Below are 21,006 nucleotides of genomic sequence, written 5' to 3'. Positions count from 1 at the left end.
TCTCGGGCTCGCCGCATCACCAGGTGTCGCCTCACCTTCCACGCATCGGTGAGCTCGTCGATCGTGCTGTACTGGAGAAGTGATCAAGCTCCTCGTGATTGTCGTCGTTGCGGCGGCGATCGCGGTTGCGCTGGTCGTGATCGGCTCGATGATCGTCAACGGTGTGAAGTCGCTGGCCACGGGTGTCGGTGACCTGGTCCGGCGGGTCGGATCGTCCACTCCGCAGCAACCAGCCCTGCCGCCTGCGGACACCGATCCGGACGACGATGCCTCGCCGGACGACCCACTCGGGCAGCTGGCCGACGACCTGCGGGCGGCGCGGGCCCGCCGGTGGTCGCGGTGTCGCGCGATCCAGGAGCGCGCCGAACCCGCCGAGTCGCATCGCTACCGGCAGCTCGCGCTCGACTGCTGGCATCAGAACTCCGACGGTGGCACCGAAGACCCCGACCGGCTCCGCAACGACTCGGTAGGGCAGATCGCCATCACGGCGGGCCTGGTTGCCGACCGGGTGAGCGACTACCCGGCCTGGCAGCTGGACTTCTTCGATCGGCATGGCGTGCGCGTGGATCTCGGGGCCGAGGTCACCGCGCTCACGACGTCGGCCGCCAACGTCCGCCACCAGATCGACATCCTGGGTGACGCTCCCGCGGATCTGAGCACCGACGACGAGGTGGTCGACACCTACACCGCCAAGGCGCTGCTGTTGTCCCGGCGACTCGATGGGCTCGTCGAACGGGTCGGCGCGCTGGCCGAGTACCAGCAGATCGTGGCCAGCATCCAACATCGTCAGGACAAGCGGGAATGGCTCGACCGGGTCAGCGCCATCGACGAATTCGAGAACGAGGTCGACGCGCAGTGGGACAGCTCCGAGGCCGACCGCATGCGCAATACCGCCGACGAGTCGGACATGCTGGCCTCGATCTACCTGGATGCGCTTGCCCCGCTGGCGAAAACCCTTGGGCGGGGACAATGACCGGCACTGACGTGTGAATGTCTGTCACCTCCGAGAGAAATCGCTGCGCCTGCGCAGGAGGTCGTCTGTGCAAAGTTCGATTGTGAAGCAGCCCGCCGACCCGACGTGTCTGGTCATCCGACTAGCTAGAGGTTGCCATTCTTTCGGAATGCGCATCACGACCGCGCGCTCGTGTCCGACAGACCTGATACATGTCGACGATGTACTCCACAGAGGCGAGCAGCTCGGCATGATCGGTCAGGTCGCTACAGAGCTGTACCCCATTCACCAAGCGCGCGGCGTACCCGCGTGCCTTGGTAGATCCAGGTCGCAGGCATCGTGGCTTGTCGCGGTGGTCTCCTTCTGCTTGGTGACTACACCGACGTGGATCACGGTCGCCGCCTTTACATATGCTTGCCTCCAATTCTCGCCGAGTCCGTGGCCTTCGCTCCCGCTGGTGTCGGTGTCTGTCCTCGTGTCGGTTTACACTTTGTACCGACTGGACGGGGATACCAGCCGAAACGCACAGTTCAGGCGGGCGGTCACCCTCGACTCGGATTACCTGGTGACTCCGTCTGCTCGGAGATTGCAAATCTGCAGATTCTTGCTCGCGGCCAACCTGGCTGCCAGCCCTGCCACGACAATTGCCTTTGCGCGAATCGACATTCTGGCTATTCATTTGACTGCTGGAGCCGCTGTCGCGCTCTATCTCGCCCTTCAACACCAACATGGCGTCCCAAGAGCAACTCGAGTACCCGTCAGTCTGTTTGCCGCGCATCTGACCATCGCGTTCATGCTGATCGCTGCCGCCGGTTCGTTTAGTTCTCCGGGGTGGCGCGCAGGAATCGTGGCCGCGACGATCGCGGTCGCCCTGCCTATGGAACCCAAGCTGTTCCACGCCAGCTTCGGCATCGCAATCACTGCGACATCTGCGAAGAATCAGATTCGTAAGCTTGAGCACGCCTGGCTTCGGCCGGAGATGCCTCGTGAGGGCCGGCGCGATCTCGCGAAAGGGCACTAGAAGTGTCTCGCGCCGAGAGAGCACTATGTACTACGGTGTAGCACATGTCGGAAGTAGGCATCCGTGCCCTCAAGCAAAACGCGTCGGCAGTGGTTGCTGAAGCTGCTGCTGGCGAGACGGTGGTTATCACCGATCGAGGACGGCCCGTAGCCCAGTTGACTCCGATCCCGACGTCGCCGTTACAACGTCTGATCGCTGCGGGCGCCGCCCGTCCACCTCGACGGGACATATCGCAGCTCCCAATCCCCGAGGTCGGCCCTCCGTTGTCACGCGAACTCGCAGCCATGCGAGACGCCGAACGGTATTGAGCCTTGGCCTGGTACATCGATACTTCAGCGCTCGTCAAGATGGTCGTCCGCGAGCTTGAGTCACCGGCATTGTTTGGCTGGATCACCGACAACAGGGTCGAGCTGGTTTCGGCCGATCTTGCTCGTACGGAGCTACTCAGAGCTGTTCGGCGCACCGCAGCTGACCGCGTCCAACAGGCACGGGCGACCCTTGACTCGATCACCCTGATTCCCGTGTCGACCCGGATCTTCGACGCCGCAGGTCACCTCGATCCGTCCATCCTCCGCACCCTCGACGCTCTACACCTGACGGTCGCGCTCGAGCTCGGTGATGATCTCGAAGGAGTCGTCACCTACGACGACCGGATGGCTGATGCAGCACGTGCGCACGGCATGCCTGTCATTGCGCCGAACTGACCTTGTAGGTCGCGATGCCCACCGTGCGCACCACGCCGAGAACCAGAGCATGATCAGCGTGAATCCACCTCGGCGCTAAATGCTCTCGCTCTGACCTTGTCTGACTATGACAGCCATTCGAGGCGCGCGTTCGGTCCTCGTAGAGGAGGAGTCGCCCGCCGAAAGATGGTGTTCGCTCATCGCGCAACCAGAGAGCCGCCCCGCACCTCGCCCGCACACTCTCCGGCGCGCCCCACCCCGCCCCGGTACCGTCGACATGTTCGACCTCGGCCTCCCAGGGCACCGCATAGTCGCCCGCCACGAGGTCACGCATGAAGGTGTACACGGCTGTCGCCGACACCGCCGGCGACAGCCGTGTACCCGCGGTGACCCAGTTGGTAGATGTTGTTCTCGACTCCCCACATCCGTCGGGCGTCGTCGGCGCGGGACGGAACGACTTCCGCGATGGCGCTGGTTGCCGAGCGCCACGCCGCTGTCGGCGCCTACGTCGACACCCACCCGGGCGAGGTGGGCATTGCCGAGTTCATCGCTTCTCGGGTCGGCGCTCTGTCAGAGGCGGATCAGCTTGCAGCGCAGCGCGTAGCGAAGGTCGTGGACAGGCTGCGGGAGCTTCTTGATGCCGATGCTGTGCCGGCCGACCTCCCGGTGTCGCCCGGCGGATACGGAAGTTATCAGAAGACTTACACTTTTCGTGCGTCGCAGAACTGGACTCCTGCAGCGATCACGAGAGAGGTCACGTCACATTTCGATACGTACTTCCCGTTCACAGGCTGTGGTCCCGCCGTCTTTGCCGGCAAACAGTGCAGTCTCGATGCTGTTCCAGGTGTTGATGTTCCGCAACCCGTCACCATCACGGACGTGGACGACAACGGGTTCGCAATCGAGTCGCGGCTTGGTCATGTCGAAGGGTGACGGCCGCTTTATCACGTTTCAGTTCCTCCCGGTGTCCGGTGACCTATGGGATCTCCGAGTCGACGCTTGGGGACCCGTTCGGGGAGTAACGGCGGTTCCAGGTGTCGCCGGGGCGTCGGGAACGGTGTGGCGGTCCTTCGCGGACAATCTCACCAATCGCCTTCCCGCGTCGCCCCCCTCGAGTACGGGATACATCTGATGGCGACGCCACGATCACGGTTGGCAAAAACCTCGGCAAGGCTCAAGAGGTCCTTGCAGTTCATTCTGGGAGTGGTGTTGGCCTATCTGCTCATCATCGCTGGGGTTGTGATGCTCGCACCGCTATCGTCAGCGCTGGCATTCGGCGATGGCGGTATCGCCATAGGTGTTGTTGTCGCCGTTATCGGCGCATGCGTGCTGGTAAAGGCGGGGCCCGCGCGGCGCGCCATCGCGGCGGGTATTGCCGTTTCGGGTATTGCGCTGTTCGTGTGGTCGGTGATCAGTGCCTTTCTCTGAAAGGCACTCTTGTTGTCCCGGCGACTCGATGGGCTCGTCGAACGGCTCGGCGCGCTGGCCGAGTACCAGCAGATCGTGGCCAGCATCCAACATCGTCAGGACAAGCGGGAATGGCTCGACCGGGTCAGCGCGATCGACGAATTCGAGAACGAGGTCGACGCGCAGTGGGACAGCTCCCAGGCCGACCGCATGCGCAATACCGCCGACGAGTCGGACATGCTGGCCTCGATCTACCTGGATGCGCTTGCCCCGCTGGCGAAAACCCTTGGGCGGGAACAATGACCGCGATCATCGGGTGACGGTGCAGAACCAGTAGTCGTTGTACTCTGGGCCTGACCGTTGACGAGATCGGCACCCCTGTGGATAACCCTGTCCAGCCGGCGAAGCGTGTCGGTCACCATCCCTACCGTGCCTGTCACAGGGTCATCGCCGATGACCGCCAGCACAGGGGAGGGTGCAATGACCGGTGACGCCGGATTCGATGAAAGTGTGCGCGCCGCATGGCGCGAGTTCAATGAGCGTCTCGTAATGAAGTTGGCGACGCTGGCACGCGGCGAGTTCGTGGAGGTGAGCGAATCGGGTCGCACCGGTCGTGCGTTGCTGATCTTCACGGTGACCGGCTCGGGACGGATTCGGTGCACCGTCGGGGACCTGGCCCTCACCAACTTCTGGCCACGAGAACAGATGGCGGTCGCACGAGCACAGCGCACCGCGCTGACTCGGCTGGGTTGGCGACAGTTACGCTCGGGCAGGTACATTCGCGAGGCCGGCAAGCGCAGCGTCGGCGACCTCGCGGCCGTCTCGGCCGACGCGCTGCGAGACGTGTGGGAGATCATGCACCCGTCGTTCCTTCATCTGCACGATCCCTTCGGCCCGGAAGCCAAGGCGCGCAGAACAACCGCAAAGCCGAAGGAAATGGTGATCACCCTCAGCGGCAGTCCCACTCCCGGGATCATGCCCGACGACGCCGAGCACCTGCTGGAGATGGTCCGCGAGACCCTGGCGACCACCTCTGGTCAGAACATCGAGATCATCGACCGGAAGATCCGCTTCGACGACGACAACCGACTCGAGACCAAGCTGCTGGTCTCCCCGCACGCGATGCGCCTCGAATTCTGCACCATCGTCGGACACCGCACCCCCGACATGGAACTGATCGGCGCGGTGATCGCCGAGCACTCATCGCGCTGGCCGGACATCTCGATCGTGGTCACCAAAGACCACGTCTTCGCCGTGCGGGCGCTGGAGTTCGCCACCTTCTTTCCCACGAACCTGCTGGCGGCGATGAAGGCGTGGCACGAGTTCTGCAGCGCGGGTGCGGTCGACATCATCGAACAACTCCATCCGGAGACAACCGGCCAGTTCGGGCCGCCATATGGGCAGATGCCCCACGGTCTGGTCGAGCTGATCAAGGAATTCGCCGCCAACCCGTGCGCGCTCACGCCCGATGCGATCGCGCGACGCACCAAGGCCAACGCGCCGATGCTGCGCCGATATGCGCACACCTGCGACGAGTGGCTCGAGTACTGGCCCGAGGGCGAGGTGGCCAACGGCTGTCCGGACGTTGCTCCAACGCCACCGCAACGGCACGAGGTGCAACGGTTCCTACCGTTACTGCTTGCTGCGATCGGGGCGGCCGCGGAGCTCAACGTGGGCCGGGAAATGCGGCGGGGACGGTGAGCCCGCGTGTCCCGTGTACGTCGAGTGAACGACCAGTTCGGCGCTGGGCGCAGCCGCTATGGCACCATGTCTGCGAGTAAGCGCCGTTCGGGGGTGGATGTGGGCAAGTGTCATGGCGTGTACCGCGTGGACTCATTCGGTGTCAGGGCGAGAGTCCACTTGAGTTCCGCTCTCGCCCTGTCAGTCTCCGGTGCCGCGCATGCCTTGCCGCAGGAGCAATCGTGGAGGTAGGCCCTGCCACGAGCAGGTACACATTCCGCTGGACGAAGCACAGCGATTTCGTTTATCGCCCGTCCCGTGAAGCGACGATTGTTCTGCTCGGTTTTGCCGTCGCCATGTGTGCGTTGTCCATGGCGATGTCGATGCCGATCATGGCGTTCTCAGCGCTCTCGATGGCCTGGCTGCCGATCGCCACATGGATTCCGTTGCGAACGAAGCTCGTACGACGGGACGACCACGTCGACGTCTACCGGCAACCTTTGCACCGGAATGGGGTGCTCCAGATCACAGTCATGATGGCGATGATGTGTGGCGGGATGATCGCCGCGCCTTTCGCCGGGTACGGAGGCGCCGGGCGAATGTTCGTTCCGGCGGTGATGGGTGTGGCGCTCGTCCCGGTCCTTCTTGTCGTCAGTTACCGAGACCGCGGGCCGTTGACCCTCTGGCAGGGTGGTGTCGAGTTCGGGAACGGTGACGGGTTCGAGTTCGGTCTCACGACTGTGAATGTCGTCGTGCTGAGAAACGGTGTTCCTGCCATCGAGTTCACGACGACAGGGTCGTCGAGGCGGCCGCGTCGACTTATGCATCGCCCGTACAACATTGACTTCAACACGCTGGCATCCACCATCCAGCAACTGCAGCGGTGGCATGCGCAGGGGCGGCATACGAGCCCAGCCGAGATCGAGGCGATGCTGACTGTCCGGCCTCCCGATGTGCACGTCGGCGAGACCGTTCAGTTGGTCATACCGATCACCGCTCGCCCGTGACCATGGTTATCGAATTGGCCGCGGCGCGCCGCAAAATGGTGGTCTTGTCGGGTCAGTTTCCGAGCATCCGACGAACTGTGGCGACCGTTCACGCGATTGCCCGAATTCAGAGACAGCCGAACACGATGAAGTTGACACCGAGCTGGCGTCGCACTGCCCAGGGATTACGTGCGCTGCGAGGGTTGAAGCCGACGATACCGGCCTGCCCGATCAGGCGGCTCGGCCTGATCGAACCGCCTGTGGCGCTTACACAATGCGCATCCGCCGCGACCGAGACGAATCATGGTTGGTCGCGTTGCCCTCCAGGTGATGATTTGCAGCACAGCTGAAGAGCACAAATGTACGCGCCCAGGCGACGCGCTCACCCATTGGGATTATCGGCTGCGGCTCCACTTTGCTCGATGTGAGGTGGGTGGAATCCGCCGTGCGGCGTTGAACGGCTCATCCTCGGTGCAGTGCCGGTGCCCTCAGGCTGGGCGTGGTCGCCCTTCTTCCGACGCCAGACCCGGCCGACCCCGGGGATGGCACCCATCGAGAGAATGGACGTCGCCGGCTTGACCGGTTCGGAACTTCGTCATCGCACGAACTCGTCGGCGTGCACGGCGAGGGCGTGATCTGGTGTTGGATTGCCTTACGGCTGGTGAACAGAATGATGAGGGCTTGTGCGATGGTCACTGCGCACCTTCGTAGTAATAGTCGGCCCATTCCGGCGTGACCTGCGCACCCCGGATGATCTCCTTGGCGAACTGGTCGGCGCTGTAGTCCGTGTTGGCATAACCGTTCCGTGCGAGGATGCCCATGAGAGTCGACTGCACGACGTGCGCGAACTGTTGCGGCGTCATCGCGTACGGGCTGACATTGCCGAGCACCGAGTCGATGGCGTAGCCGCCCTGCTGTCGCACGGAAATCGGATAGGTGAACGTGCTGCTGCTGGTGGAAACGCTGGTGTCACCGCTGCTGCTGTCACTGCTGTGAGCTACGGCGATACCGATCCCGATGAACACCAGGACGAGCAGGATCATGAACGTGCCACCCAGACCCCAGAGGAGGTTCTTCTGCTTGACCGGCATGGTGTTGGTTGTCATCTCTCTATCTCTCTGCTGTTGGCCGGTCGGTAGTCCGCTTGAAGGACGATTGGGTCGACCTAGCCCGATCGATGCCCCACCGACCCATTCGATGCGGCTGCCGCGGCACCAGATCGCCGAACGTGTCGTGTCCCCACTGCTTTGCCGAACACGGCTGGGGCATCCTGGCGTGCAGCAAGATCTGATCGACAAGTGCAGGTACGTGTTCGTCGACTCGACGCGACTGAAATACGTTGTACTTGTGTGTGATTCAGTTCGTCGGGAACCGAGCGCGTGATACACCGCGGCCACGAACGGAGCCCTCGACGGCCACTGGTAGGTCCCAGCATTTGATATCGAATGACAGCGTTCACAACTCTTATCGATGAGCCGGAAGATGGCATTACAAATTCGCGGAGAATTGAGTCCAAGGTCCCGTCAAACCGGGCCCAAGGTCCTGATCGCTTGTAGCGCAGCAATTAGATAGGTCAAAGACTCACAGCAGATGCTACGCCGCGGACCGAACGAACGCTGCTTCGTACCATAAAGCCATGGACGAGACCACTACTCCTTCACCCGCCGCGAACTCAACCCCTCCGCAACCCGCTTGCCCAGCAGCTTCACCACCGGATATCGGTCGATCTGCTCGAGCGTCAATTCGGCTGTGGGACTGGTGATGCGAGCCAACTGGTCGGCATCGATGTCCGGAACCTCCAGCGCGACCTGGCGTGCTTCGACGACGTCGATGTTCTCGTGCGTCCAGATGAAGTCGGCATCGCGATGATGATCTTCGGTGACGAACCAGTTGGCGATGAAGATGGACCGGTTCGGGATCAGCGTCCACACCTTGCGTTGATCGATCGTCGCTCGGGCGGACGGTTTGGTCGCCGCCAGCCACTCCAGCGCACCGTTCTGGACGTTCACGAGACGCCAGAACTCCCATCCATGACTCGGCATCGGCCTCTCCTCTCGTGACCGCGTGCTCAGACGCCGCCGACGATGTGCGGTGTGGGCGGGGTGAAGCTTGTGTTGTCGGGCAACGGATTCGCGCCCTTCTCCTCGCCGATCTGGCGCACGGTCTTCACACCGTTGAACGCGCTGTCGCCCTGGCGTGCGAGTGGGTCGTCGTACCACTGGAACCACGGGTATCCGTGGCGGCTGTACTCCTCGATGGTCAGCGGTTCACGGTGCGGCAGTTCACCGGTGAGTGATTGCCACACAGTCGAATTGACGAGCTGCAGCCGAACTTCGGAACGTGCTTCCAGAGTCCAGTTCTCCCGGGGTTCGATCGGCGTGGCGATCGACTGCTCAATGGCTCCGCCCGCACCGAGACCCATGCCGGTCGGCACCGCAGCGCAGATCTCCATGACATTGTGCAACTTCGGCCGCTCCGCCCACACGTCGGCCTTCAGCGGGACGACCGAGAACCGGACGAGACCGTCGTCGGCGCCGGTGAGTTGTTCGGCGGCCGAGTAGCCGTCGCCTAGCGGCATCGCGACGAACTGGCGCACGGTGGTCGCGTTGACCCGGAACCCGTCCAGCCACGGCTGGGTGGGCACCTCGAAGTAGTCCTCTGTCTGAAAGTCCGGCTGCGGCGAGTACTTGTCACCGGTGACCGCGTTGATCCCGCCGACACCGACCTTGACCAGAAACGGATACCCCTCGGGTGCGGTGAAGTCGATCCACGTTGCCTCGGATTGCCACAAGGGGAGTACCGCATCTGATCCCGAGGTGCCTGCCGCGTCGATCTCGCGGGTGGAGCGGATGTCGAGAGCACCGAGGCTCGGCGGCAGCCCGTAGGTGGTGGCGTCGTCGGGCACCCGCAAGGTCCGATGGAAGGTGATGCGCAAAACGGCGTCATCATCCACATCGGGGAACGAGAAGTCGATGGCCTTGGGGCCTGCGATGACGGTCATGGGGCTCCGATCTGTGAACGTGCTGGTGACCAGCGTAGGAGAGGGGTATGACACAGATCGGCGATCCAGACGCGGAGCCGAACTGGCCTGCTCGACTACAGGCCGAGCTGGTCGGCGGCGTAGGTCGCCTGCTCGACGGTGAACTGGTCACCGGCATCCGAGGTCAGCTGATCGATCAGGCCTGAGCGTGACATGCCGGTCATATCCAGATACGCCTTGCCCGCCTGCACGGCTTCCTCATTCCAGTCCACATCGCCCTGCTGCTCGATGTAGTTGACCGCGACGGTGGCGTCCGCCATGGAAAATCCGTCCCCGGCATCCGAGCTGAGCTGGCCGATCAGTCCCTGCTTGGACATGCCGGTCATGTCCAGGTACGCCTTACCGGCGCGGACGGCATTCTTCTGGCTGCTGGTCAGACTCGGGGCGGGCGGAGCCTGCTGGGTCACCGGCGCCGGTGCCTCGGCGGCAGACGTTTCGACGGCCGGGGTCGCGGCGGCGGGAACCTGGGCGACGGCATCCTGCTGCACGGCCGGCACGTCGGCCGGGTTGGTGGCGGAGGCGCTGGTCGGGGAGGCGCTGACCTCCTTCGTTTCGGTGTCCGATCCGCCACCCATGGCGGCGCCGATGCCGCCCAGGATGACGAAGGCAGCGATACCGCCGACGACGATCTTTCTGCGACGACTCCACCCCTTCTTGCCCTCGGGCGTCGTCGGCGGTTCCCACTGCGCGGTGGGCAGGTCGTTGTTGTGCTCTGTCATCGTTGACCTTTCGTAGTTTTCGATGTGCTGATGGGCGATCGGGTGATCGCTTGCCGCTCAGCAGCTCGTCCTCAGCGTCGAGATGGCGCTGATCCGAACATGGTTGTGCGCGTGATTATCACCGCAGAACAAGAGTTTGGTGACAGCCGCCACGCGGACCGTGACGTCGACGTTCATGGGATCGGCGGCAATGGTGATGATCACTGCGATCTCTGACGTGCTGATCACAGACTAGGAGGAGGGTCCGACAAGAATGGGCGGCTGATACGCCGACGGCAGGTCAGCGGGATAGGGCAGATCGAGTGCGCAACACTTGCCGAGTCGACACCTCGGTGCTGCACTGAGCGAGTGCCGTCGTCGAGATCGTTGCGCAGAGTCCACCGGCCGGGCGCCGCCCGTGTCTGCCGGTGCGCACGCGCCGGTCACCCGTGACCGGGTGAACCGGACCCATGGACACCAACGACATCCTCCTCGTCGAGACCAAGCTGCATGCCCCGCGGCGACGCCGGGACCTCGTCGAACGCGCCCGTCTCGTCGAACGCCTCGGGCACGCCGACCTTCCGCCCCTCGTACTCGTGTCCGCGCCGGCCGGATTCGGCAAGACGACCCTGCTGACCGAATGGCTCAGCGCTACGGACACTTCCCGAGCCGCATGGGTGTCACTGGAACATCGCGACAGCGACCCGACGGTGTTCTGGTCCTACGTCATCGCCGCGCTGCGCACGATCGCCCCAGAGGTCGGTGCTGGGGCTCTGTCGACGCTGCGGTCGTCGCCGACCGCGTTGGACAGCGTCGTCGGGTCGATGGTCAACGACCTCGCCGCGCTGTCGGATGACGTCGTCCTGGTGTTGGACGACTACCACGTCATCGAGTCCGTCGAGATCCAGGAATCGATGCGCCTGCTGGTGGACCGTCTGCCGGCACAGGTCCATCTGGTGGTGTCGAGCCGGGCGGACCCGCCGTGGCCGCTGGGCGGGATGCGTGCGCGCGGGGACCTGCTCGAGATCCGTGCCGCCGACCTTCGCTTCACCGTCGGCGAGGCCGCGACGTACCTCAACGACGCCGCCGGTCTCGCGTTGACTCCGCTCGACGTCGAGGCATTGGCGGATCGCACCGAGGGATGGATCGCCGCCCTGCAGCTCGCCTCGCTGTCGTTGCGTGGCCGCGACGACCCGTCCGGATTCATCGCGGGATTCGCCGGGGACGACCGATTCGTCGTCGACTATCTCGTCGACGAGGTGCTGACCCGGCAACCCGACGACGTGCGCACCTTCCTGCTCGAGACCTCGATCCTGGGTCGCATGACGGCCTCGCTGTGCGCTGCGGTCACGGGCCGCACGGACGCCGGGGCGACACTCGATGTGCTGGAGCGGTCGAATCTCTTCGTCGTCGCGCTCGACGATCGTCGCAGCTGGTATCGCTATCACCATCTGTTCGCCGCCGTCCTGCGTGCTCGCCTCGACGTCGAGCATCCCGGGCGGGCAGCCGTGCTGCACCGACGGGCGGCCGACTGGTTCGAGACACAGGGAGACCGGCCCGAAGCCGTCCGCCATGCCCTGGCCGCGCAAGACTTCCCGAAGGCAGCCGAACTCATCGAACTCGCCGTCCCGTCACTGCGCCGGGCCCGCCAGGACGTCACCCTGCGGGACTGGCTCGACGCGCTGCCCCCGGAGCTCCTCGGCGACCGGCCCGTTCTCGAACTCGGCTGGGTGGGTGCGCACATGGTGACCGGTGACGTCGTGGGCGTCGAGTCCGCCCTCGACCGCATCGAGGCCTGGCTGGACCCGGAACGCAGCGACGGGATGATCGTGCACGACGCCGACGAGTTCCGTCGATTGCCCGCGCAGGCCGCCATGTACCGGGCCGCCCTCGCGTTACTGCGCGGTGACCTGTCCGCCACGATCACCCACGGCCACCGCGCCGCCGACCTCAGCGCTCCCGACGACCACCTCGGCCAGGGTGCCGCCGCCGCCCTCATCGGCCTCGCCGCATGGGCGCGCGGTGATCTCGACACGGCCGCCCACCAGTACACGGCCGCGATCGCGGCGTTTCACGACGCCGAACACTTTGCCGACATCCTCGGCTGCTCGCTCGGTCTCGCCGACATCCAGGTCGCGCAAGGCCACCTCCGTGCCGCCGAACGCACTCTGAACACCGCCCTGGATCTTGTTGCCGCACAAGGACCTTTGCGCGGCGCCGCCGACATGCACATCGGTCTCGCCGAAATTCACCTAGAACGCAATGAACTCGACGAGGCGACCGGGCGCCTACAAGCGAGCCTCGCGCTCGGTGACGGCCTGGCGCTCGGTCAGCATGCGTATCGGTGGCGCGTCGTCGATGCCCGACTCCGCGCTGCCGCCGGACAGTACGACGACGCGCTCGCGTTGCTGCGCGACGCCGAGCGTCACTACGACACCGACTACTCGCCCAAGGTCCGGTCGGTGTCCGCCACCATCGCGCGGGTGCAGCTGGCCGCCGGTGATCTCGACGCGGCCCGACGGTGGGACGTCGACTCGGGCCTGTCCGCCGACGACGATCCCGACTACCTCCGCGAGTACGAGCACCTCACCCTCGTCCGCATCCTGCTCGCCTCGAACCGAGCCGTGGAGGCCACCCGATTGATCGAACGCCTCCGGGGCGCCGCCGAGCTGGGCGGCCGGATCGGCAGCCTCGTCGAAGCGCTGGTGCTGCTGGCGTTGGCCCGTCGGGCCACCGACGATCCGCGCGCATCGGAGGCATTCGACAAGGCACTCATCCGGGCGGCACCGGAGCGGTTCGTGCGGGTCTTCCTCGATGCCGGGCCGGCCGCGAACACGCTGCTGCACAACGCCGCACGCCACGGCCGAGCCCCCGACCAGGCGGTTGCCATCCTCGCCGCCGGCGATGCCCAGGCCACGCCGACGCGGCACGCCCTGGTGGACCCGCTGACGAGTCGGGAACGCGACGTGCTGCGTCTGTTGCGTAGTGAGCTCACCGGACCCGAGATCGCTGCCGAACTGGTGGTCTCGCTCAACACCGTCCGCACCCACACCAAGAACATCTTCAGCAAGCTCGGTGTGACCAACCGGCGTGCCGCGGTGCGCCGCGCCGACGAACTCGGCCTGTAGCCGCCGACCGTCGAGATTCACCACCCGAATTCATCAGGTGTGGTGAGGACTACTCACCACATCGGTTTCTATGTTCGATCCGTGCAGTACGAGATCAGAGTCGCCGGACACCTCGACAGCCACTGGGAAGCGTGGTTCGACGAGCTGAGCATCACCCGCGCACCCGACGGCAGCACCTGCCTGCGGGGTGACGTCGCCGACCAGGCTGCTCTGCACGGCTTGTTGCAGAAGCTGCGTGACCTCGGCATCCCGCTGATCTCGCTCACACCGACCGACACCGTTTACGAAAGGAATGAACCATGACCATCTCCCTGACCGCGACGCCGTGGGCGTCGATGGAGCCGGCGCGCAAAGCCACGTTCGCCGCCGGCCTGTTCTACATCGCCACCTTCGTGTTCTCCATCCCCGCACTCGCGCTTTACGACGGCGTCGTCAACGACCCGAACTTCGTGCTCGGCGCCGGCAGCGACCAGGGCGTGCGGTGGGGTGCGCTCATCGAGATCCTCACCGCCCTCTCGTGCATCGGCTCCGCCGTGGCCCTCTATCCGGTGCTCCGCCGCTACGGCCCCGGTCGGGCCATCGGGTTCGTCGCCAGTCGCACCCTCGAGGCGGCGATGATCTTCACCGGCGTCCTCGCCGTCCTCACCGTCTACACCATGCGACAGGAGCTCGCGGGAGGCGACGCCACGGCGCTCACCACGACCGCCAGAGCCTTTGTCGCCGTCAAGGAGTGGACCTTCCTGCTCGGTCCGGGGATCATGCCCGCCATCAACGCGCTGTGCTTCGCCACCATCGTGTACCAGTTCCGCTTGGTGCCGCGCTGGATTCCAACGCTCGGCCTGATCGGCGCCCCGCTGCTGCTCATGTTCGCGACGGGTTCTCTCTTCGGCGTCTGGGATCAGGTGTCGAGCGTCGGAATGCTCGCGGCCGTGCCCATCGCGGTGTGGGAGTTGTCCGTCGGCATCTACATGATTGTCAGGGGTTTCCGGATGCCGGGCGCCGACCACGACGGCCACGTCGAAACGGTTGTTCCGGTCGCTGTCCGCGGCCCTTCTGACACTCGTCACTGATCGCGATGGCGATGGCGGCCGCAGCGCACCGCCATCGCTATCCACCCCGAGAGTCTCTGAGGTCGGCCGGTCCACCAGCAGTGTGGGCATACTTGTCGATGACTCGTGCTTCGCTTCCTGGAGGTTGTTGTGGCTGGTGGCCTCGTCGCTCTGCTCGACGACATCGTGACCCTGACCAAGGTGGCCGCGGCGTCGGTCGACGACATCGGTGCGGCAGCCGGTAAGGCCAGTGTCAAGGCGGCCGGCGTCGTCGTCGACGACACCGCCGTGACGCCGCGGTATGTCCATGGGTTCACCCCCGACCGTGAACTGCCGATCGTCCGCAAGATCGCCATCGGGTCGATTCGCAACAAGCTGCTGATCATCCTGCCGGTCGCGATGATCCTCAGTCAGTTCCTCCCACGCGCGCTGCCGTATCTGCTGATCGCCGGCGGACTGTTCCTGTGCTACGAAGGCGCCGAGAAGGTGTACGAGGCCTTTGGCGGAGGACATGCACACGGGCACGCCGACGAGGTGCCCGTGGCGGCCAAGGGTCCGGAGTTCGAGAAGTCGATGGTCAACGGCGCGATCCGCACCGACCTCATCCTGTCGGCGGAGATCATGGTGATCTCCCTGTCGTCGGTCGAATCCGAGCCGTTCCTCACCCGATTGCTGGTACTCATCGTGGTGGCCTTCCTCATCACCGCGCTCGTCTATGGTGTGGTCGCGGTGATCGTCAAGATGGACGATGTGGGATTGTCGCTGGCGCAACGCAAGTCGTCGGCGAGTCAGCGAATCGGACGCGGCCTGGTCACGGCTATGCCGAAGGTCATGTCCACTCTTACCGTGGTCGGCATCGCCGCCATGCTGTGGGTCGGCGGCCACATTCTGATCGTCAACGTCGGTGAGGCCGGATTCCATTGGCCCGCCGACCGTCTGCACGACCTCGAGCATTGGTTCGACGAGTTGTCCCACGGGTTCGGCGGCGTGCTGTCCTGGACCGCGGGGACGGTCGTCTCGGCGCTCGTGGGATTGGTGATCGGTGCGATCATCGTGGCGATCATGCACTTCATCCCGCGGCGCCGGGAGCGGAGCGAGCGGGCCTGATTCTTACAGCGCCGGGAGCGGAGCGAGCGGGCCTGATTCTTACGGCGCCGGGAGCGAAGCGAGCGGGCCTGATTCATGCGGCGCGGTCCCAAGGGAGTGCCCACCGAGTCACCGGTGTGATCGCCGCATGTACCACCCTGAGACGGCTTAACGCACGAGCTTGAGGTTGAACATCGGCGTGCCGAGCGCGCCCATAGCGCGCAGCCACAGCGGTAGATACATCTCGGGGCCGCGGGCGGTCTCGATGCCGCCGAGATCGAGCACATCGTCGTGGCCGAGCGACTCGATCAGCCCGACCACGATCGCCTTGGCCGCCGAGTCATTGCCGGAGACGAAGACGGTGGTGCTGGCGCCCAGGGCCGACGGGTTGACCATCACCGGCGCACTGAGGGTGTTGAGGCCCTTGACCACCCTGGCGTCGGGGAACGCGCGCTGGATCTGTTCGCCCAGCGAATCGGTGTTGTCGACGAACAACGTGGGTGGGAAGCCGGAAGAAGGATCGAGAGGGTTGGAGATGTCGAGCAGGACCTTGCCGGCGAGGTTGTCGGCACCGGCCTCACCCAGCATGTCGAGCGCGGCGGCACCATTACCGGCGAACACCACCAGCTCCGCGCCGGCGGCCGCGTCGGCGAATGGCACCAGGGTCACCGACGGATGGTCAGTGTGCCAGGCCACGAACGGCGGATTCTCCATGCGGTCGGGCTCGGTGCGGGCGAGCGTGGCCGACGGGTCTCGGGTGCCGATGGCGACGGAGTGGCCCAACTCCGCGAGTCGACCCGCGATCGCACGGCCGACCATGCCGGTGCCGAGAACTGCGATGTTCATGGCGTGTCCTTTGACATGACTGAGGCGATGGATCTGTATTCATCTTGCCGCGTCAGGGGTCGGCAGGAAACCGCTTGGGGCAGTTACGTCGCGATCATCGCCGAGGTTTCAACGCAGATTACAAAGGAAGCACTTCCAGCCGTAGGTGACCCACATGCCGCGCTCATCTCGGACGTGGTCTCGAAAATTGGAGAACTCGGCGCGTGAACCGGCTGGTCCGCGGATCGTCCGAAACGCGACTCTATGCAAAAGGCCAAAGTTATGCATAAACTGTGCGATGTGATGGAGGCCACTACAGCGGCCGAGTTGAAGGAGAGCACACATTATGGTTCGTCGAGTCGTGACGGGCGCGGACAGCGCGGGATCGTCGGTCATCAAAGAGGACGGGCCCACCGCGGCCACCGTCTACAAGCACACACCCGGTTTCGAGAGCTCCGTGGTGTGGACCACGGCCGCACCGCCGACGGCACGCGGCATGGAAGCGGCCGCTCCGCCGTCGAACTTCGTTCCCGGCCCCGGCGAGACCATCGCGCTGACGGTGACCTTCCCGCCCGACAGCGTGTTCGGTGCGGCTGATTTCGACCCGGCGGCTGCGGTCGCAGAGAATCTCGCCAACACCCCGGGACTTGCCGACCTCCTCGAGCCCGATGCCCCGGGCATGCACACCACCCCGACCATCGACTACGCCGTAGTCCTCAGTGGCACAGTCGTTCTCGAACTCGACCACAACGAGAGCGCCGAACTCCATCCAGGCGACATCGTCGTCCAGAACGGTACGCGCCACGCATGGCGCGTACCCGGAGACGAGCCCGCAACCATTTTCGTCGTCCTCATCGGCCGGGCCGGCTGAGTCCGACTCGTTCACGAAAGGTTCCCAGGAATGACCGACACCATGCTGGCCGCACGTATGCACAACGTCGCTGAGAAGATGCGACTCGAACAGGTGCCTCGACCAGTGCCGGGCCTCGGCGAAGTGCGCGTCCGCGTACACGCCGTCAACATCGTCCCGAATCTCAGCAACATCCTGCAGAACTGGACCACCTGGTTTCCCGAGGACCCGCTCCCGACGCTGCCGGCAACATTTGGTCTCGATCCGGCCGGAGTGGTCGAAGAGGTCGGTGAGGGCGTCATCGGATGGGAGGTCGGCGACCGCGTCTACGTCAACCCGGGCCGCTATTGCCTGGCTTGCGAGGCATGCCGCGACGGCGATCTGATCAACTGCTCGAGCTATGCCTTCGCCGGGTACTTCGGATTCACACCGACCTCGATCGATCTGCTCGACCGCTATCCCGGTGGCCTCGCCGAGCACATGCTTGCGCCCGCCTATGCGCTGGTGCGGCTGCCGGACAACCTCGACTTCAACACCGCCGCGCGCTTCGGCTACCTGGGCACCATGTACTCGGCGCTGAAGAAGGCAGGCGCACGTCCGGGCAGGTCGATTCTCGTCAACGGGATCAGTGGCACGCTCGGCCTGTCCGCCGCGCTGCTGGCGCCGGCGATGGGTCTGACCACCCTCTATGGGACCGCGCGGAACCGCGAACTGCTCAAGACCGTCGCCGACCTGGTGCCCGGGAGGATCCACACGCACTCCCTGCTCGACGGCCCCGTCGACACGTGGATCAAGGAGCAGACCAACGGTCGGGGAGTCGACATCTACGTCGATGCGCTCGGTCCGGGCGCGGAACACGAGACCTTCCGCGAGGGGATGCGATCCCTCCGGCGGGGCGGAGTGTGCGTCGACATCGGTGCGATGATGGGCGACTTGGCCATCGACATCCATCACCTGATGGATCAGCAGCTCAGCCTCCTCGGTTCGGCGTGGTCGACGGCCCGCGAGTGCCAGGAGATGGCGGACATGGTCGCGGCCGGAACACTCGATCTATCGCCGCTGGAGCATCACGTGTTCCCGCTGCAGGAAGTGAACGACGCCATCAACGGGATCGCCGATCGCAACGGGGGTTTCAGTAATTACATTGTGTCCCCGTTGTCCGCGTCTCAGTGACGTGGTGACCGGCCGAGGCATGGTCGCCTCGTTACCAGTGCACAGCGGCACCTTTGTGCATAGAATTGCCGAATGAGCACCGCGACCTTACCTCCGCCCCTCGTCGCGCAGACGGTCGCCCGGCTACGTCAGGATCTGCTGTCGAACGTCCACAAGGCGGGCGACAAGCTGAAGGTTGATCATCTCCGCGAGCAGTATGGCTGCTCAAGCAGTCCGCTGCGCGAAGCGCTCAACCGATTGACGTATGAAGGTTTGGTCGTCGCCGACGAGCGGCGGGGGTTCCGGGTCGCGGAGATGTCTGTCGATGACTTCAACGACATCACGCGCCTCCGGTTGATTCTCGACATGCAGGCGCTCGAGGAGTCCATCGAGCGCGGTGGCGACGAATGGGAAGCCCAGGCGATCGCGTCCTTCTACCGACTGCAGAAGGTGGAGGACCGGTTGCCCGAGGGGCCGTTGGTGCTCAACAGCGAATGGTCGATGCTCCACAAGAACTTCCACATGACCCTGCTGTCGGCGACGACCTCACCGCGGCTGTTGCAGTCGTGCTCCAACCTGTTCGATCAGGCCGAGCGGTACCGGCGGTTCTCCGCCGCGCACCGGACGCAGACACGGTCGAAATCCGGTGAGCACGAGGCCATCCTCAACGCGACCGTGGCGCGGAAGAAGGACGACGCCGTCGCACTGCTCACCCGACACATCACACGGACACAGCACGACATCTCGCTCATCCTGCCGGCGCTGAACATCTGAGAACCTGCGAGAAGCTGTCGCCCCCGCAATCTTGCGCGGGCGACAGCGATGTTTTATGACCTCTGGTCGCCGAGGACGTAGCACGTCTTGGTGCTGGTGTAGAAGTCGCGCGCGTCCCGGCCCTGCTCACGCGGCCCGTACGACGACCCTCGGCGCCCGCCGAACGGCACGTGGTAGTCCACCCCGGCGGTCGGCAGGTTGACCATCACCATGCCTGCCGTGGATTGCTTCCGGAACCGGGTAGAAGCGGCCAACGACGTGGTGTAAATCCCTGCTGTCAAACCGAATTCGGTGTCATTCGCGATACTGATGGCCTCGTCGAGATCGGCGACCCGCACAACCGCTGCGACGGGCCCGAACACCTCCTCTCGGTTGACGGTGTCGTCGTTGCGTGTGCCGACCAACAGGGCCGGCGAGAGGTAGTGGCCTGGAGTGGCACGGTCGAGTAGCTCACCGCCGATAACGTCGGCGCCCTCCGATCGGGCCACCTCGATGTATCGCCGGTCCTGCTCGAGTTGATCCGCGTCGACAACCGGGCCCATCGTCGTTCCCTCGTGTCGGGCATCGCCGACGACGAGCCGGCCACGAGCGGCGGCCAACTTCTCGACGAACTCGTCATGAACCCTACCGGCGACGATGAGGCGGGAGGACGCGGTGCATCGCTGTCCGGTCGAGCCGAACGACCCCTCGATCGCACCGGCCACCGCCGCATCGAGATCAGCGTCGTCGAGAATGATCAGCGGATTCTTTCCACCCATCTCCAATTGCACTCGGGCGTCGTGCGATTGCGCAGACTCACGGACACGATGTCCGGTGGTGGTGGAACCCGTGAATGACACCGCATTTACAGATGCGTCGCCGGTGAGGGTGTCACCGATCTCGCGTCCGGAGCCCATCACGAGGTTCAACACGCCGGCTGGGAGTCCTGCCCGAACCAGGATGTCCACCAGGTGCCATGCCGAGGCGGGGACGAGGTCGGCAGGTTTGAAGACGACTGCGTTGCCGTGCGCCAATGCGGGTGCGATCTTCCACGCGGGGATGGCGATCGGGAAGTTCCACGGCGTGATGACGGTGACCACGCCGACCGGTTCGCGCGCCACGATGACGTCGACGTCGCGGCGTACGGAACCGAGGAACTCACCTGGATTCCGGACAGCCTCTCCCGCGTGGAACTTGAAGATCTGTCCGGCCCGGCGCACTTCGGCCATGCCTTCGGCCAGCGTCTTGCCCTCCTCGCGCGACAGCAGATCGCCGAGTTCGTCGGCCCGCGCGAGGAGCTCGTCGGCCGCCCGATCGAGGATCTCGGCGCGCGCAGCGCCAGGTGATGCCGCCCAGCGGGGTTGCGCCGCGGTTGCTGCGGCGATCGCGCTCTCGGCCTGGGCCTTGTCGGCACGGGCGAACTCGCCGACAACGTCTCCGAGGTCGGAGGGATTTATATCACCGGATGTCGACGCTCCGTCGACCCATTGGCCATCAACATGATTTGCACCGAACATTGGTCACTCCTGAGGCGGTAGGCGGGCCGGCGCCGGGATGTTCGAGAGCGTCTCGAGGGCCCCGGCATCGCCGGAGACGCCGTCGATCGTGGCGCCATCTGGAGCGAATCACAGACCTCGCAGGCGCGCAAGAAAAAATGCAGGTTCTATTGTTTTGTGCATGAAAGTGTCGTAGCTTG

The 21,006-nt window shown here is 64.7% G+C and carries 22 protein-coding genes and 1 pseudogene; 17 read left to right on the top strand and 6 right to left on the bottom strand.

The window, feature by feature from the left end; translation table 11 throughout:
- Nucleotides 1-79 precede the first annotated feature (79 nt).
- From ACVT6V_RS03200 to ACVT6V_RS03160, 9 genes and pseudogenes are all read left to right on the top strand, one after another.
- Complete coding sequence (locus ACVT6V_RS03200) at nt 80-973, top strand: hypothetical protein (RefSeq protein ID WP_489898364.1); 894 nt, start codon at nt 80-82, stop codon at nt 971-973.
- A gap of 583 nt (nt 974-1,556) precedes the next feature.
- The gene (locus ACVT6V_RS03195) at nt 1,557-1,973 is read left to right on the top strand and encodes a hypothetical protein (protein ID WP_489898363.1); all 417 of its coding nucleotides are present in this window, start codon (nt 1,557-1,559) and stop codon (nt 1,971-1,973) included.
- A gap of 44 nt (nt 1,974-2,017) precedes the next feature.
- Nucleotides 2,018-2,281 (top strand): type II toxin-antitoxin system Phd/YefM family antitoxin, encoded by a 264-nt coding sequence (locus ACVT6V_RS03190; RefSeq protein ID WP_489898362.1) that lies wholly within the window; start codon nt 2,018-2,020, stop codon nt 2,279-2,281.
- Nucleotides 2,282-2,284: 3 nt separating this feature from the next.
- Complete coding sequence (locus ACVT6V_RS03185; RefSeq protein WP_489898361.1) at nt 2,285-2,677, top strand: type II toxin-antitoxin system VapC family toxin; 393 nt, start codon at nt 2,285-2,287, stop codon at nt 2,675-2,677.
- 444 nt (nt 2,678-3,121) lie between these two features.
- The gene (locus ACVT6V_RS03180; protein WP_489898360.1) at nt 3,122-3,589 is read left to right on the top strand and encodes a hypothetical protein; all 468 of its coding nucleotides are present in this window, start codon (nt 3,122-3,124) and stop codon (nt 3,587-3,589) included.
- Between the two features lie 252 nt (nt 3,590-3,841).
- Nucleotides 3,842-4,084 (top strand): hypothetical protein, encoded by a 243-nt coding sequence (locus ACVT6V_RS03175; RefSeq protein WP_489898359.1) that lies wholly within the window; start codon nt 3,842-3,844, stop codon nt 4,082-4,084.
- Nucleotides 4,085-4,366, top strand: a pseudogene (locus ACVT6V_RS03170) (hypothetical protein); the annotation flags it as partial. It lies immediately after the preceding gene.
- Between the two features lie 150 nt (nt 4,367-4,516).
- Nucleotides 4,517-5,764, top strand: a complete 1,248-nt coding sequence (locus tag ACVT6V_RS03165; RefSeq protein ID WP_489898358.1) for a TY-Chap domain-containing protein — start codon at nt 4,517-4,519, stop codon at nt 5,762-5,764.
- A gap of 221 nt (nt 5,765-5,985) precedes the next feature.
- The gene (locus tag ACVT6V_RS03160) at nt 5,986-6,750 is read left to right on the top strand and encodes a hypothetical protein (RefSeq protein WP_489898357.1); all 765 of its coding nucleotides are present in this window, start codon (nt 5,986-5,988) and stop codon (nt 6,748-6,750) included.
- Nucleotides 6,751-7,421: 671 nt separating this feature from the next.
- Here ACVT6V_RS03160 and ACVT6V_RS03155 read toward each other — a convergent pair.
- From ACVT6V_RS03155 to ACVT6V_RS03140, 4 genes are all read right to left on the bottom strand, one after another.
- Nucleotides 7,422-7,835 carry a hypothetical protein gene (locus ACVT6V_RS03155; RefSeq protein ID WP_489898356.1) on the bottom strand — a complete coding sequence of 138 codons (414 nt, stop codon included), beginning with the start codon at nt 7,833-7,835 and terminating at the stop codon, nt 7,422-7,424.
- Nucleotides 7,836-8,378: 543 nt separating this feature from the next.
- The gene (locus ACVT6V_RS03150) at nt 8,379-8,771 is read right to left on the bottom strand and encodes a hypothetical protein (protein WP_489898355.1); all 393 of its coding nucleotides are present in this window, start codon (nt 8,769-8,771) and stop codon (nt 8,379-8,381) included.
- A gap of 26 nt (nt 8,772-8,797) precedes the next feature.
- On the bottom strand, nt 8,798-9,730 hold the full coding sequence (locus ACVT6V_RS03145) for a hypothetical protein (RefSeq protein ID WP_489898354.1): 933 nt from the start codon (nt 9,728-9,730) through the stop codon (nt 8,798-8,800).
- A gap of 95 nt (nt 9,731-9,825) precedes the next feature.
- Entirely contained in the window at nt 9,826-10,488 is a 663-nt protein-coding gene (locus tag ACVT6V_RS03140) for an Ltp family lipoprotein (RefSeq protein ID WP_489898353.1), read from the bottom strand.
- A 30-nt stretch (nt 10,489-10,518) separates the two neighbouring features.
- Between ACVT6V_RS03140 and ACVT6V_RS03135 the strand changes: the two genes are divergently transcribed.
- The 5 genes from ACVT6V_RS03135 to ACVT6V_RS03115 all read left to right on the top strand — a co-directional run bounded on the left by ACVT6V_RS03135 (nt 10,519) and on the right by ACVT6V_RS03115 (nt 15,751).
- A complete protein-coding gene (locus tag ACVT6V_RS03135; protein ID WP_489898352.1) occupies nt 10,519-10,704 on the top strand; it encodes a hypothetical protein in 186 nt (61 codons plus the stop codon).
- A 233-nt stretch (nt 10,705-10,937) separates the two neighbouring features.
- Nucleotides 10,938-13,595 carry a winged helix-turn-helix domain-containing protein gene (locus ACVT6V_RS03130; RefSeq protein ID WP_489898351.1) on the top strand — a complete coding sequence of 886 codons (2,658 nt, stop codon included), beginning with the start codon at nt 10,938-10,940 and terminating at the stop codon, nt 13,593-13,595.
- 81 nt (nt 13,596-13,676) lie between these two features.
- Entirely contained in the window at nt 13,677-13,898 is a 222-nt protein-coding gene (locus ACVT6V_RS03125; RefSeq protein WP_489898350.1) for a DUF8691 family protein, read from the top strand.
- The gene (locus ACVT6V_RS03120) at nt 13,895-14,665 is read left to right on the top strand and encodes a DUF4386 domain-containing protein (protein ID WP_489898349.1); all 771 of its coding nucleotides are present in this window, start codon (nt 13,895-13,897) and stop codon (nt 14,663-14,665) included. Before ACVT6V_RS03125 ends, ACVT6V_RS03120 begins: the two co-directional genes overlap by 4 nt.
- A gap of 129 nt (nt 14,666-14,794) precedes the next feature.
- Nucleotides 14,795-15,751, top strand: coding sequence for a DUF808 domain-containing protein (locus tag ACVT6V_RS03115; RefSeq protein WP_489898348.1), 957 nt, complete (start codon nt 14,795-14,797; stop codon nt 15,749-15,751).
- A gap of 147 nt (nt 15,752-15,898) precedes the next feature.
- Here the strand turns inward: ACVT6V_RS03115 and ACVT6V_RS03110 are convergent, their stop codons facing one another.
- Nucleotides 15,899-16,576, bottom strand: a complete 678-nt coding sequence (locus ACVT6V_RS03110) for an NADPH-dependent F420 reductase (RefSeq protein WP_489898347.1) — start codon at nt 16,574-16,576, stop codon at nt 15,899-15,901.
- 325 nt (nt 16,577-16,901) lie between these two features.
- Here ACVT6V_RS03110 and ACVT6V_RS03105 point away from each other — a divergent pair, with 325 nt between their 5' ends.
- From ACVT6V_RS03105 to ACVT6V_RS03095, 3 genes are all read left to right on the top strand, one after another.
- Nucleotides 16,902-17,426 (top strand): cupin domain-containing protein, encoded by a 525-nt coding sequence (locus ACVT6V_RS03105; protein WP_489898346.1) that lies wholly within the window; start codon nt 16,902-16,904, stop codon nt 17,424-17,426.
- Nucleotides 17,427-17,456: 30 nt separating this feature from the next.
- On the top strand, nt 17,457-18,578 hold the full coding sequence (locus ACVT6V_RS03100) for an alcohol dehydrogenase catalytic domain-containing protein (RefSeq protein WP_489898345.1): 1,122 nt from the start codon (nt 17,457-17,459) through the stop codon (nt 18,576-18,578).
- A gap of 72 nt (nt 18,579-18,650) precedes the next feature.
- A complete protein-coding gene (locus ACVT6V_RS03095) occupies nt 18,651-19,331 on the top strand; it encodes a GntR family transcriptional regulator (protein WP_489898344.1) in 681 nt (226 codons plus the stop codon).
- 53 nt (nt 19,332-19,384) lie between these two features.
- Here the strand turns inward: ACVT6V_RS03095 and ACVT6V_RS03090 are convergent, their stop codons facing one another.
- Nucleotides 19,385-20,827, bottom strand: a complete 1,443-nt coding sequence (locus ACVT6V_RS03090; protein WP_489898343.1) for an aldehyde dehydrogenase family protein — start codon at nt 20,825-20,827, stop codon at nt 19,385-19,387.
- Between the last annotated feature and the right edge of the window lie 179 nt (nt 20,828-21,006).

It is taken from the genome of Gordonia sp. LMA167, assembly GCF_058130025.1.
Note: the sequence above shows the minus strand (reverse complement) of the source record. Positions and strands in the feature narration are given on the sequence as shown.

What these genes read in the sequence shown, in the direction of transcription:
- ACVT6V_RS03135 (WP_489898352.1), top strand. Translation starts at nt 10,519, where the DNA reads ATGGGCGATCGGGTGATCGCTTGCCGCTCAGCAGCTCGTCCTCAGCGT.
- ACVT6V_RS03190 (WP_489898362.1), top strand. Translation starts at nt 2,018, where the DNA reads ATGTCGGAAGTAGGCATCCGTGCCCTCAAGCAAAACGCGTCGGCAGTG.
- ACVT6V_RS03145 (WP_489898354.1), bottom strand. Translation starts at nt 9,730, where the DNA reads ATGACCGTCATCGCAGGCCCCAAGGCCATCGACTTCTCGTTCCCCGAT.
- ACVT6V_RS03100 (WP_489898345.1), top strand. Translation starts at nt 17,457, where the DNA reads ATGACCGACACCATGCTGGCCGCACGTATGCACAACGTCGCTGAGAAG.
- ACVT6V_RS03155 (WP_489898356.1), bottom strand. Translation starts at nt 7,835, where the DNA reads ATGACAACCAACACCATGCCGGTCAAGCAGAAGAACCTCCTCTGGGGT.
- ACVT6V_RS03120 (WP_489898349.1), top strand. Translation starts at nt 13,895, where the DNA reads ATGACCATCTCCCTGACCGCGACGCCGTGGGCGTCGATGGAGCCGGCG.
- ACVT6V_RS03110 (WP_489898347.1), bottom strand. Translation starts at nt 16,576, where the DNA reads ATGAACATCGCAGTTCTCGGCACCGGCATGGTCGGCCGTGCGATCGCG.
- ACVT6V_RS03150 (WP_489898355.1), bottom strand. Translation starts at nt 8,771, where the DNA reads ATGCCGAGTCATGGATGGGAGTTCTGGCGTCTCGTGAACGTCCAGAAC.
- ACVT6V_RS03105 (WP_489898346.1), top strand. Translation starts at nt 16,902, where the DNA reads ATGGTTCGTCGAGTCGTGACGGGCGCGGACAGCGCGGGATCGTCGGTC.
- ACVT6V_RS03130 (WP_489898351.1), top strand. Translation starts at nt 10,938, where the DNA reads ATGGACACCAACGACATCCTCCTCGTCGAGACCAAGCTGCATGCCCCG.
- ACVT6V_RS03165 (WP_489898358.1), top strand. Translation starts at nt 4,517, where the DNA reads ATGACCGCCAGCACAGGGGAGGGTGCAATGACCGGTGACGCCGGATTC.
- ACVT6V_RS03095 (WP_489898344.1), top strand. Translation starts at nt 18,651, where the DNA reads ATGAGCACCGCGACCTTACCTCCGCCCCTCGTCGCGCAGACGGTCGCC.
- ACVT6V_RS03140 (WP_489898353.1), bottom strand. Translation starts at nt 10,488, where the DNA reads ATGACAGAGCACAACAACGACCTGCCCACCGCGCAGTGGGAACCGCCG.
- ACVT6V_RS03180 (WP_489898360.1), top strand. Translation starts at nt 3,122, where the DNA reads ATGGCGCTGGTTGCCGAGCGCCACGCCGCTGTCGGCGCCTACGTCGAC.
- ACVT6V_RS03090 (WP_489898343.1), bottom strand. Translation starts at nt 20,827, where the DNA reads ATGTTCGGTGCAAATCATGTTGATGGCCAATGGGTCGACGGAGCGTCG.